This window comes from Okeania sp. SIO2B9 (assembly GCF_010672505.1).
Classification (GTDB): Bacteria; Cyanobacteriota; Cyanobacteriia; order Cyanobacteriales; family Microcoleaceae; genus Okeania; species Okeania hirsuta.
The window spans coordinates 1-13,204 of record NZ_JAAHGK010000048.1; the positions used below are offsets into that span (position 1 = coordinate 1).

Annotated in this window: 11 protein-coding genes and 1 pseudogene; 7 read left to right on the forward strand and 5 right to left on the reverse strand. The window is 37.6% G+C overall.

From position 1 onward, the window contains the following. Positions 1–371: 371 nt before the first annotated feature. Complete coding sequence (locus F6K13_RS03515) at positions 372–995, forward strand: hypothetical protein (RefSeq protein WP_192901065.1); 624 nt, start codon at positions 372–374, stop codon at positions 993–995. Here the strand turns inward: F6K13_RS03515 and F6K13_RS03520 are convergent. From F6K13_RS03520 to folD, 3 genes are all read right to left on the reverse strand, one after another. Next, complete coding sequence (locus F6K13_RS03520; protein ID WP_124143844.1) at positions 985–1,440, reverse strand: divergent PAP2 family protein; 456 nt, start codon at positions 1,438–1,440, stop codon at positions 985–987. The genes F6K13_RS03515 and F6K13_RS03520 overlap by 11 nt on opposite strands. A gap of 9 nt (positions 1,441–1,449) precedes the next feature. Further along, positions 1,450–2,391 (reverse strand): geranylgeranyl diphosphate synthase CrtE, encoded by a 942-nt coding sequence (gene crtE / locus F6K13_RS03525; protein ID WP_240038834.1) that lies wholly within the window; start codon positions 2,389–2,391, stop codon positions 1,450–1,452. A gap of 775 nt (positions 2,392–3,166) precedes the next feature. Further along, positions 3,167–4,030 (reverse strand): bifunctional methylenetetrahydrofolate dehydrogenase/methenyltetrahydrofolate cyclohydrolase FolD, encoded by an 864-nt coding sequence (folD, locus tag F6K13_RS03530; protein ID WP_124143843.1) that lies wholly within the window; start codon positions 4,028–4,030, stop codon positions 3,167–3,169. A gap of 1,012 nt (positions 4,031–5,042) precedes the next feature. On the opposite strand from folD, the gene F6K13_RS03535 reads away from it, so the two are divergent. From F6K13_RS03535 to F6K13_RS03550, 5 genes and pseudogenes are all read left to right on the forward strand, one after another. Further along, a complete protein-coding gene (locus tag F6K13_RS03535; RefSeq protein WP_124143842.1) occupies positions 5,043–5,528 on the forward strand; it encodes a DNA-binding protein in 486 nt (161 codons plus the stop codon). Continuing rightward, positions 5,515–5,955, forward strand: a complete 441-nt coding sequence (locus F6K13_RS03540) for an NUDIX hydrolase (RefSeq protein WP_124143841.1) — start codon at positions 5,515–5,517, stop codon at positions 5,953–5,955. Before F6K13_RS03535 ends, F6K13_RS03540 begins: the two co-directional genes overlap by 14 nt. Before the next feature lie 240 nt (positions 5,956–6,195). Then, positions 6,196–6,348, forward strand: coding sequence for a hypothetical protein (locus tag F6K13_RS03545; protein WP_205127270.1), 153 nt, complete (start codon positions 6,196–6,198; stop codon positions 6,346–6,348). A gap of 152 nt (positions 6,349–6,500) precedes the next feature. Next, positions 6,501–6,680: pseudogene (locus F6K13_RS34905) on the forward strand (DUF4351 domain-containing protein); the annotation flags it as partial. Between the two features lie 98 nt (positions 6,681–6,778). After that, a complete protein-coding gene (locus F6K13_RS03550) occupies positions 6,779–7,066 on the forward strand; it encodes a DUF4351 domain-containing protein (RefSeq protein WP_124143840.1) in 288 nt (95 codons plus the stop codon). A 67-nt stretch (positions 7,067–7,133) separates the two neighbouring features. On the opposite strand, the gene F6K13_RS03555 is transcribed toward F6K13_RS03550, so the two are convergent. Then, on the reverse strand, positions 7,134–10,646 hold the full coding sequence (locus tag F6K13_RS03555; protein ID WP_124154128.1) for an AAA-like domain-containing protein: 3,513 nt from the start codon (positions 10,644–10,646) through the stop codon (positions 7,134–7,136). Positions 10,647–10,765: 119 nt separating this feature from the next. Further along, positions 10,766–12,361, reverse strand: coding sequence for an AAA-like domain-containing protein (locus tag F6K13_RS03560; RefSeq protein WP_240038822.1), 1,596 nt, complete (start codon positions 12,359–12,361; stop codon positions 10,766–10,768). A 224-nt stretch (positions 12,362–12,585) separates the two neighbouring features. On the opposite strand from F6K13_RS03560, the gene F6K13_RS03565 reads away from it, so the two are divergent. Then, a complete protein-coding gene (locus F6K13_RS03565; RefSeq protein ID WP_240038821.1) occupies positions 12,586–12,885 on the forward strand; it encodes a hypothetical protein in 300 nt (99 codons plus the stop codon). Positions 12,886–13,204: the final 319 nt, after the last annotated feature.

The window sequence follows — 13,204 nt, forward strand, 5'->3', positions numbered from 1 at the left end:
TTTCAAGAATCTTTCACAGAAGCATCCTCAACAGAAGCTAAAGGTTCTGTTGAGGATGCTTCTGTGAAAGATTCTTGAAGAGAGAGTTAGGAGTCGGGGAGTCGGGGAGTCGGGGAGTCGGGGAGTCGGGGAGTCGGGGAGTCGGGGAGGTTGAATATTGAAGTAATTATAGAATGATCAACACATACGATATAACCGGATTATATAAAAATGATCTTCATCTATCTTGAGAATATATCAAATTATTCCCTCCTCTGTAGGGACATTGCATCCAACGTCTTTACTATTCCCTACTCCCTAATTTGTTTTTGGCCATGAATCAGACTCAAATGCAACTCAATAAATTCTGCTTGGGGGGCTTGAAAACTTTTATGGCCTCAGCTTTTTTATTTTTGTCATCCTTGACAATTGATGCTAACTATGCTTTTGGTGTAGAAACTTGTCAACCCCCTGCTAATGACGAATACTTACTGGTAATAATTACAGAGACATCAGCAGCTCAAGATATAGTTAGACGGAGTTTACCGCCAGATATTATCATCGAAGTCTGTCGCTACATCGACCAGACTGTTAGTAGTATCCGAGGTTTTGATGACAAAGATGTGGCTAGTGATTGGGCGCGTTATATTCAGGACATTGTAGGGTTGTCTGCTTATGTGGTGAGACCTAGTGAAGAAACAACTCTATCAGATACTTCATTGCCAGCGCCTCCAGAAATAGGATTTAATCCTCAACCCCTGGGTACGGGTTTTGCAGTTTTAGTCGATTATAATAATCAACCAGAAATTGCTCTACAGTTAGAAAGAAGTTTAGGGCGTAATGTAGGTTTAGTTGCCTATGGACAAAAACCTTTCTTATTGGTTACATATACTAAGAATAGGAGAGCTGCTACAAACAGTTTGTTCAACTTAAGCGATCGCGGATTTTTAGCTTTTGTTGTGGATAGTAGTCGGGTAACATTAATTAGTCCTAGAATTAAATCAATCAATAACTAAAACTAGCAATCCAAGATACAGCTACTCCTAGAACAAAACCTGCTATTACCTGTACGGGAGTATGGCCTAATAACTCTTTGAGACGGTCTTGACTGAGATGGTGGTCTTCTTGGAAAAATTCATCGATAATTTGATTGAGAATTCGTGCTTGTAGTCCGGCGGCTTGACGAACTCCTGCTGCATCATACATGACTATGATGGCAAAAACTAAAGCCAGTGCAAACTCTGGACTCCCCCAACCTTTGGCTTGACCCACTCCTACTGCCAGTGCAGCTACAAATGCAGAATGAGAGCTGGGCATTCCTCCTGCTGTGACTAAAGCCTGTAAATTAATCTTACCATTTTGAACTAACTCCACCACTACCTTGACGACTTGGGCTATTCCACAAGCTAGGAGAGCAACCCATAGAACATGGTTATCCATGATTTCGCCAATATTTTGCATATTGTACTCCTAGTTACTGCGACTGACAATAAAATCTGCTAAGGCTATTAATGGCATGGCCTTTTCTCCAAAAACTTCTAACTCTGCCTTGGCATTCTCAATTAGTCTTTGAGCTTGACACCTAGATTCTTCTAATCCCCAAATAGCAGGATAGGTAGCTTTTTGAGCTTCTATATCCTTTCTGGCGGTTTTCCCTAGCTCTTCTGTAGTGGCAGTAATATCGAGAATATCATCAACTATTTGAAAAGCTAGACCAATATTTTGAGCATAACGGGAAAGTCTTTGTAGATTAGCTTGGGAAGCATTGGCAAGTATTGCTCCACAGACTACGCAAGCTTCTAAAAGAGCACCTGTTTTGTGAGTGTGGATAAAATGTAGTGTTTCTTCAGATACCTCTGAAAGTCCCTCTGAAGCCAAATCTACTACTTGGCCTCCGACTAACCCTGCTGCTCCCACAGCTTTTCCGAGACGAGCTATTACTTGTAGCACTTGCTGGGGTAGGACGTTCTTAGTTTGAGTAGCTACAAACTCAAAAGCGTAACTTAACAGACCATCCCCTGCCAGAATAGCAATATCCTCACCATAAACTTTATGATTTGTTAATTTACCTCGGCGATAGTCGTCGTTATCCATTGCGGGTAAGTCATCGTGGATCAATGACATAGTATGGATCATTTCTAATGCACAGGCAGTGGGCATTGCCATCTCTATATTTCCGCCTGATAACTCACAACTAGCCAAACAAAGAATTGGACGTAACCGCTTACCACCTGCTAATAGGGAATAGCGCATTGCCTCATAAATTTTGTCTGGATAGACTACGGTAATAGAATTGTCCAGAGCTTTTTCAACCAGAGCTTTTCGCTTTGCTAGATAGGTAGATAAGTCAAAAGTTGTATCTATTTGAAATTGAGGGAGCATGGGATTAATATTATGGCCACTATTTGGCATTAGCACCATAGATTATACACTTTATTGGTGGAAATCCTGAAAATTTATTTGAAGAAGGTTTTAGGTAGTAGTAGACTGACACAGCTAAGATGGGGAGATGGGGAGATGGGAAGATGGGGGGATAAAGATACCTAGAAACAAAAATCTATTGCAAAGTTTTAGGTGTACCACTCCAGTAGGTGGGTGTTATACAGAATCCGGTTATACAGTATATGTTGATAGTTCTATCCACACTCCCCTACTCTCCCAACTATATGACAAATTCTATAGTAACTGCCTGGTTGGTGTTTGATAATTAGGGCTTACCGTTCAAAGATAAAAGCATTGATATATAAAGGTTTTAGCTGTTTTTGCTTGAAAAAAGTGCGCCTGTTTTCGCTCAAGAAAGCTCAAAAAACTAGCATTTTGTGCAAGAGTTGGGCAGAAAAATTAAGGGACAAAACTTAGCTCCTACCTCCTCGCTCATTCCCATTTCTCCCCTCCACGGTCGGGGGAGGGGCGAGGGGTGGGTTGTCTCCTGTCTTCCCCTCCACGGTCGGGGGAGGGGCGAGGGGTGGGTTGTCTCCTCCCCTCACCCATAAGACTTTTTCAGCAAACCCTAATTACCCGATGTCCTAACTATAGTGGTGAATGCTATAAATAGCAGGATTCAATAGCGTTAAGAGCGATTATTCGCCAGTGAATGTATATTATTCTTATGTTTACTACTCCCCTGCTCCTCTACTCCTCTACTCCTCTACTCCCCACTCCTCTACTCCCCCACTCCCTTACTCCCCTACTCGAGTAAACTACTCCAGCGTTCTACTGTATTTTGTAATAATATTGCTACAGTCATCGGGCCTACTCCACCAGGCACGGGAGTAATAAATTCTGCTACCTCCGCTACGGAGTCAAATTGAACATCTCCTACTAACCGACTATTACCTGCCTCATCTGTGACTCGATTAATTCCTACATCTATTACTGTTGCTCCTGGTTTGACCATCTCCGCCGTAATCATTTCTGGCCTACCAACTGCTGCTATCAGAATATCTGCATTTCTGGTTATGGCCTCCAAATTCTGAGACCGAGAATGGGCAATAGTTACTGTACTATTAGCTTCTAATAACATTAATGCCATTGGTTTGCCGACTAAAATACTACGTCCTAATATCACTGCTTGTTTTCCCTGTAATTCTATTTTGTATTCTTGCAACAAGCGCATCACTCCCGCAGGAGTACAACTGCGTAAACCTTTTTCACCTCGAAGCAGTTGACCTAAATTCATGGGATGAAGTCCATCTACGTCTTTACTGGGGTCTGTTTGGTAGAGTAAAGAGGTAGAGTCTAAGTGTTCTGGTAGAGGTAGTTGGACGAGAATACCGTCTACTTCTGGATTTTGGTTTAATTGTTGAATAACTTGTGTTAATTCAGCTTGAGATGTTTGGGCCGGAAAATGTTTGCCAAAGGAGGATATCCCTACTTGACTACAGGCTTTTTCTTTGTTGCGGACATATACTGCACTGGCGGGGTTGTCTCCTACCATTAATACTGCTAACCCTGGAGGACGACCAATTTTGCTTTGCAAGGTCTGAACTTTTTGTTGGAGTTCTGCTTTGATTTTTTTGGCCAGTGCTTTACCGTCTAATTTTTTTACCATTTTTATTTCTTGTTTGAGCTTTGCTTTTAAATTTCTGTATCGGAATAGATTTCTTTATTTTTATTTTTGATTTTTAAAGTATATTTTCTTGTCAACATAAAAATAATAGTATGGTTATTAGTATCTAAAAGTAGATTTTGTGATGTTTTAAGTAAATAAAAATATTGTTGAATTTTGGGCGCTAAAAAATTCAATATAGAGTTAAATATTTTATTGGTATTATGGAACTATAAAGTATTTTTATTTGAAGACTAATATTTTAGTGGAATCTAGGGTAATTTCAGTTAAAATTTAACAGTTATCAGTATCTCAGGTTTAAGCTTGAGGCTTGAAATACTGAATTTTCTTTTTTTATCTTCTTGAAAGGACAGGTTTGATACCTTATTTCTTTAGTCAGGATGAAAGAATTCAACAATTAATAATTAACAATTACCGAAAATTTGTGGGTATGCGCCTCTCTTTTTAAAGGGATAAAAAAAAGAGACTATTCCTTATATCAAGCCTCTTTATTGCTGAAGGGCGCAGTTCCTCCGGAGGAGGCTAACTGATAACTGATCACTGATAACTGAAATTACTTCTCCTTCAAAAAAGATGTTTTTTTCTTTTTTATCTTTGATGGGTAGAGGCTTTAAAGCTTAATTTTTCGGCGATATTAAAAAAAATTATAGCAGTCAAAGCAAAGGTTAGGATAGAACTAAAGCTGAAAACTCAGACAACGCCAGATTTCTTATTCTTACTTCTTCCTTCTTTCTTCTGCTATAACTCTAAATTTTAAGTATGATGAAAGTGATGGAAATAAATTTTATTTTTTTTAGTAATAATTATAAAACAATAGTTGAAATAAGGAAAAAAAGTTTTGATGAGAACCAGGGAAGCCATTAAGGAAGTCAGAAGTCAGAAGTCAGCAGTTAGAAGTTATTTTTGTAACGGGAATTTGAGCCCCCTTCCAAAAAGATTTCGCCTTAAAAGGCGGGGTTTTAGACCCAATTATTTTGATAAAAATATATTGAGAATGAATTTATTAAGAATATTGCAGAAGTTTCCATTTAGCTTTCTGTTTATTCGTTATTTCTGCTTAAATCCATTTTTTAATAAATTCAAAACTATTCTAATTCTGCTGTTAGTAACAAGTTTAATTAGTTGCGGAAAAATTACAGAAACAGCGATTAAATTAAGTCTAAATGTGAGTCGAATTAGCAAAATTCAAACAAAGGGTAAAATCGATCGCCAAGTATATTTGAAAGGAACTGTAGAAAGTAAAGCTCCTTTCTTAGAAACTGGTGCTTATGAATTAACAGATGATACTGGCAGTATTTGGATATTTACTAAAGCAGAATTACCAGAGGTGGGAACGGAAATAACAATTAAAGGGAGAATAAGTTATCAAAGTATTGTGGTTCCTGAATTAGGTAACCAGGATGTGGGAGATTTCTATGTAGAAGAAATAGAACGAGTAGAAGTTGAAAATCAAAATCAAGAAGAAAATGAACAACAATAATTTACCTCATGTAGCGATCGCTATTCTTTACCGAGAAGGAAAATTTCTGATGCAACTCCGGGATAATATTCCGACTATTTTTTATCCTGGTGTTTGGGCTTTTTTTGGAGGTCATATCGAACCTGGAGAAACAGCAGAAGTGGCTCTGAAACGAGAATTAGCAGAAGAAATAAGTTATATTCCTGAGACAGTTTCGGAATTTGGTGTTTACTCTGATGTTAAAGTTGTTCGTCATGTATTTCATGCTCCTTTAACTGTGGAATTAAAAGATTTGGTTTTGGGAGAAGGTTGGGATATGGGGTTATTAACTCCAGCAGAAATTAAGGCAGGTAAAGCTTATTCTGAGAATGCTGGAATGGAGCGATCGCTTGGTGAATTTCATCAAAAAATTCTCTTAGATTTTATGAATAAATATGGCATTAAATAATAGGAGTCAGGAGTCAGAATGAATGGCTTTAATAGCAGTTTTTCTGATCCACCAATTCCCTATAGAATGCTCAAATATTGGACGTTGCTTTATGGGAAATATTGGTGTGATATTGAGCAAGTGGTTATCTTGTTAAAAGAGATTGATTCAGAATTGGCTTTTCAAAATAAATTTTAAAGGCAAAATACTCGGCATTCTTATCGAGTAATTCGACTTTGGGAGGAGGAGTCGGCACCTTTTTTGGCTGATAATGCTTTATTACCATTAGCAACTTTAACTCGTAGTGAAAGTCCGACAGCTTTATTGTCACAGGTAGCAGAAAGAATTGGTAGAATAGAAGAGTCAAATCAACAAAAAAATATTTCTGCTGCTGCGGAAATACTAGGGGTTTAAGGTTTGATAAAAATTTAATTCGTCAACTTTTGAGGGAGGAGATAATGAAAGAGTCTGTAATATATCAGGATATTCTTCACAAAGGAGAAAAAATTGGTGAACAACGTGGCGAACAACGTGGTTTGTAAACAGGTTTAAACCGAGGTAAACAACAGGGAGAAGCTGAAATTATTATCACATTAATAACTCACAGATTCGGAGATATTTATGAGGAAATAGAAGCTAAAATTCGGAGTTTATCTATTTCTCAGTTGAATGAGTTAGCGATCGCCCAATTGAATTTTACTTCTATGGATGATTTGGTTAATTGGTTAAATGAATCTGAGAATTAATTAGTAGTTTTGTCAATCTGGATTTTGAGGAATTTGATGACTGGAGAGTTTAATGTTCTGATTCAAATTCCTTTTTTATTTGAATAGAAGGGTAACAAATGCAAGAATCTGTAATTTATCAGGATATTTTCCAGACAGGTTTTGAACGAGGTTTCCAAAGAGGTTTTGAGCGGGGTTTCCAAAGAGGTTTTGAACGGGGTTTAAAGCAGGGAATAGCTAAAATAATTATCCGTTTTCTAACTCGTAATTTGGGAATTATTTCTGAAGAAATGGAAGCTAAAATTTGGAGTTTATCTATTTCTGAGTTGGATGAACTTGTGGATGCTCAGTTCAATTTTACTTCTATGGATGATTTGATGAATTGGTTAAGTCAATCTCAGAATTAAAAAGCTGGTAGGGGTGGTTTTGAGGAATAAATGACCAATTTTTCAAGAATTTTAGTTAAACCTGTCCTTACTTACTTTTGACTTCTGACTTCCCGTCGCCAACACCATCACATAAATGTTTATCGCTTTCACTCACATCAGGGTTATTTTCTAGGTAGTCGCGCATCCAGTTGCAAGCCCACTCATGGAAGCTAAACTTCCAACCATTCCACAATTTTACTGTTTTATCATAACCAGCGGAAGCAATAGTCTCTCCATCAGGACTAAATGCTACACCATGGACCCAACTCTGATGATCCTCCAGAGTCCTCAATAATTGTCCTTTCTGGTTCCATAACTTTACTGTTTTGTCAGCACTTGCAGTAGCTATAGTCTCTCCATCAGGACTGAATGCTACATCATTGACCCAATCCTCATGACCGATGAGAGTATGCAGTAATTTCCCCTGACGATTCCACAATTTCACTGTTTTATCATAACCAGCAGAAGCAATAGTCTCTCCATCAGGACTAAATGCTACACCACGGACCCAATCCTCATGGCCGGTGAGAGTCTGCAATAATTTCCCCTGACGGTTCCACAATTTCACTGTTTTGTCACCACTGGCAGAAGCAATAGTCTCTCCATCGGGACTAAATGCTACACCATAGACCGAACTCTCATGGCCGGTGAGAGTCTGCAATAATTTCCCTTGACGGTTCCACAATTTCACTGTCTTGTCAGCACTTGCAGAAGCAATAGTCTCTCCATCAGGACTAAATGTTACACCATAGACCGAATTCTCATGACCAGTGAGAGTCTGCAATAATTTCCCTTGACGGTTCCACAATTTCACTGTATATTCATAACTTACAGTTGCTATAATCTCTCCATCAGGGCTAAAGGCTACATCCCAGACGAAATCCTTATGCTTGGTGAAAGTTTGCAATAATTTCCCTTGACGGTTCCACAATTTTACTGTATAGTCACGACTTGCAGTTGCTATAGTCTCTCCATCAGGACTAAATTCTATATCATTGACCACATGCTTATGACCAGTGAGAGTCTGCAATAATTTCCCCTGACGATTCCACAATTTCACTGTCTTGTCAGCACTTGCAGTTGCGATAGTCTCTCCATCAGGACTAAATTCTACATCATTGACCCAACTCTGATGACCAGTGAGAGTCTGCAATAATTTCCTCTGACGGTTCCACAATTTCACTGTCTTGTCAGCACTTGCAGTTGCTATAGTCTCTCCATCAGGACTAAATGCTACACCATTGACATAATCTTTATGGTCACTGAGAGTACCCAAGACTTTATCCTGACGCTCCCACAATTTCACTGTATTGTCGGTACTTGCAGTTGCAATAGTCTCTCCATCAGGACTAAATGTTACACCATTGACATAATCTTTATGGTCACTGAGAGTATGTAATAATTTCCCCTGACGGTTCCACAATTTTACTGTATAGTCACGACTTGCAGAAGCAATAGTCTCTCCATCAGGACTAAATGCTACACCATTGACCCAACTCTGATGACCAGTGAGAGTCTGCAATAATTGCCCCTGACGGTTCCACAACTTCACTGTATTGTCACGACTTGCAGAAGCAATAGTCTCTCCATCAGGACTAAATGCTACACCATTGACCCAACTCTGATGACCAGTGAGAGTCTGCAATAATTTCCCTTGACGGTTCCACAATTTCACTGTTTTGTCACCACTGCTAGAAGCAATAGTCTCTCCATCGGGACTAAATGCTACACCATTGACCCTACTCTCATGGCCGGTGAGAGTCTGCAATAATTTCCCCTGACGGTTCCACAACTTCACTGTATAGTCATCACTTGCAGAAGCAATAGTCTCTCCATCGGGACTAAATGCTACACCATTGACCGAATCCTCATGCCCCCTCAGAAGATTACGCTCTCGGTATCTTTGAGGATAGATAGATATTATGACTTGCCTTAAAGCACCTTTTATCTGCTTCCTGTTATTAGCCTGGGGTTGGAATATGATATTAGGACTCGGTAGTTGTTTTGCTGCTCTTAAAGCTTGCAGGATTGCTTCCCTATACTGATTTGAATTAAAAAATAATTGAGAAGTAATACTTTTACGCACTGCTTCCACTTCCGCAACCTCGAGACTTGCTCGCAAAAAAATCACTCCAGTAAAAGCTGCTGTCATAAAGGATAGTGCCAATAGTCCAAAACTTATCCACAGCCACTTTTCTACTTTCCGCTTTGCCTCATCTAGTATCTGATTTACCTTCGACTGAGCATCCAACTTTACCTGCATTTCCAACTTTTCTCCTTCAATAGCCTGTTTCTCCAAATCCTGAGAAGCAGCCAAAAAGCGATAGTCGAGAACACTCAAACTTTTATCCCCCGCCCACACTAAAGCATCAGCTAAAGTTTTACCTCCCAACAGTCGCGACTCATCTTGACATCCCGACTTTTGCCAAGCAGTAAACGCCTCAGAGTAAGGTCGTAACTTGGCTAACTCCTGTTCTACCCACTGAAGATTAAATACTTGTTGATAGATATAATTAGTGACCTGTAACTTGCCTTGACATTTGACAACCAAACCTGTGAGGCGGAGTTCCATTTGTTCAGAACTGTCATTTGCTCTTATTCCCTTATAAGACGAGATTAAAACCTGCTGATACAAACCCAACAACCGACTTGCTCGTTTTTCATTTACCAAGACGCGATCGCGAATTGTCCGTAAGTGTTCTGGGTTATCGTGAGATTCCCAATTATTAATAATATAAGTCCGAACTAACTCTCCCACATCGGGAGTACTACTATTATTATTTTGAACAATTATTTGACACAACTTTTGAGTTAAAAAAGGTTGCCCACCAGTCCATTCTAAAACTTCAGCTAATACCTGTTCTGCATTTTCTACCCTATTTTTTAAGCCAGGAGTTAGGAAATCTTTGGCTTCTGCGAAACTAAAACCTGTTAACTCTATCGCCCTACCAATATTAAAAGGAGTCCGAGTTTTATCAGCTATTAAATTAGAAGGAGTTGCCACCCCAAATAAAGCAAAAGATAATCGTTGATATTCTGGATTTTCTGCCCGTTTATTATGGCAAGCTCGAATCAGAGCAAAAAAATCATCGGTGGGAAAATCTAGACTAATTAAACTGTCTATCTCATCAACAAAAATGACAGTATTTTTCCCAACTTCTCGCAGCAAAACTTCTCTTAAAAAATCTCTAAATTGTTGTACAGGGGATAAATCTTCTCTTTCTTTTAACCACGTTCGCCGATTAATACTCAAGTCAAAAGTGCTAACCAACTCTTGAATAATACCCCGATACCATTGCTTGACATTAATTTCTTGACTACCCACATCAGTTAAGTCAATTACAGCACAGGCAAACCCTTCTTTTTCTAATCTGGCCTTAGTACGTAACATTAAACTTGACTTTCCCATTTGTCGGCAGTTCAACACATAACAAAATGCTCCTAATTTGAGGGCATGATAAAGATTTTCATCTGCTTCTCGTTTCACATAACTAGGTGCATCAGCAGGTAAACTTCCTCCTACTTGATATTGATAATTTTGGTTTTGTTTTGTGTTCATGGATAGACCGTTTCACGGAAGTCAAAAGTCAAAAGTAATTTATGATTGAGTTTTCGTTGTGGAAATCCTCCGAACAGGATTTACTAATTTCCGCGCCCTCAATGGATAGTCCTATATCATTATAAGCGTTCATAAAAATATTGCCGATATAATTCACATCTAGGAATAACATTATTACCCACTAATTTTACTAATCCTAAACTATACAATTTATAAGTCAACATGGACTCTAAATTTACACATTCTGTTGCCATAACAACTTTATGAAAAGCTGCTTTTAGTTCGGGATTAGTTTCTAAAATTGATAATAATTCTTGCAGATGACTGCGATAAATTCCCTCATTAGTTGGTGCTTTTTCTAGTAATTCCGACAAGGTTAAATTCTGACGAATTGCTAAATAAGACAAAGCCCGGTCTAATAAAAAAGGATGCCCTCCCATAACGTCAGTTAACTGCTTCACTTTTTCAGCCTGCCAATTTAATTGATAATTTTCAGTAAGTTTCCTTACTTGCTCCAAATTAAACTCTGGTAACTCAATAGGTTCGCCCACATTAAAAGGAGATTGATTAATATCTAAAGTAATATAAACTTCTGTGGAATGAACTACTACTAAGCGTAACTTTTTCCAGAGATTTTTTCGTTTTGCTGTCTCATGCCAAGAACGTAATAATCCCAAAAAATCCTCAGCAATTGGATGTGGAAAAATCAAGTCTATATTATCTATACATAAAACCAATGCTTCTGTTACTTTTGGCAATAAGCATTCTTCAAAATAAATCTTACAATTAACCTTACTACTATCTTCCTCATCCCAAGATTCATTTAAAATTTCTTTTGGCACATTTAATTCACGACCTAAACCACGACAAAACCAGCGCAAAAATTTATCTAAATCTTGAAAATCAGTAGTATCAGCATCTAATAAGTTAATAGATGCCGCTTGGTAGTTATGTTTTTTCCCTTGTTCTAAAATTCTATTAGTGAGAAAAGTTTTTCCCATTTGTTTAGGAGCTTTAATTCTGATTAAAGAACCTGGTTGTAATAAAGTTTCATAACAAATAGATTCAATAGGTGGTCGTTCAATATAAATGGCATTTTCTATTTTTCTTTCCCTTTCTGGTGTTTGAGCTATCGCTTGCCAATCAAGACCTAATTTCTCACATATTTCGGTAAAATGTAAGAAATATACAGGTCTACAATTAAGGAAATTAGAGACAGTTGAAAGAGCAATACCTAACTCAATAGCTAGATTTTTTTGACTAGGAAAATTATTACTCTTAACAGCCGATTTAACTTTTTCCAGATATTCTGGTGCGACTCTAATAGAGCTAATGGGTTGTCGTTCTATATAAATAGTCTTTTCTACTTCTGTTTCTTTTTTCGGTATAGGAATATTAACTGAAAAATTGTTTTGTATTGTTGATAATTCTTGTTCATCCCATTTCCGCTTCAAAGCCTCTCTAAAATTTTTCTTAGACACCTCCTCTCCTAATGCTTCTGAAAGTTTATCCCATAACTTTTTGCCATAATCCTTACTCAAAGTATTTGGAGCATAATTACAAGATTTTGCCATTTTCTCGTAAGTATAATTATCCCAAGCACCTTTAATAATTATTTTTTCAACATCACTGAGGTATTTTCCTGTCTTTTCAAATACAGCTTTATCTGCAAGTTTTTCTGCTATATCCCAAGTAAATTCAACTTTTAAGTTCATGGATAGTTTAGAAATCTAGACTTTTTACCAAAACTATCATATAAATTTATTTACTATCCAAAACACATAAATCCATACTTTTCCATACTTTTCCATACATTTTTGTGAAACTGCATAAATTTACCATATTTTATACATCAATTATTTCCTTACCTTTTCCCATTGTTAGTCTCATTATCAAATGTCAATATAGGAGACAACAAAGTAATAAAGGAATTTCAAAGATGACTACATTTAATAATAATCAAAACCCTACCCCTACCACAATGGAACAACTCGTAATTAAAGAACGCCTGCGTCAAGCAAAATTAAGCTTTAATATTGCTCTAACTTTAACTGTAATTAGTGCCATTATCAGCGTAACAGGTGCGGGACTTTTACTATCAGGAAAAACTTCTGAAGGAACAGCCACAACAGCAGGCGGACTTGCTTCACAAATTGTCAGTATCGGTTTACTAAAAATGACTAAAGATACTAATGAAAGACTCGATAAAATAGCAACTGAATTCCAAGACGAAGATTAGAAGAAAGCAAACATTGAGTGGGCAAATATTCTCTTACTCTACTAAAATTATCTGATACCAAATTTTGATGAAGCTGCATATAACTAGAGCTTATAAAAACATTGCCTTGCTTAAGTTTATTCTGTGCAACTTCACATTAAATTGGTATATAGCGTTTCTCAAATTGGTGAGATACAGTTTTAGATCCCCCCTAACCCCCCTTAATCAGGCAGGGCTAATTCATTGTCGCCAGAGAAAAATATTGAGGAGTACAATGATTGGTGTCAAGTATTGAGTGAAGCCAAATATTCTCTATTTAGGGCTTAGATAGAAATGAACT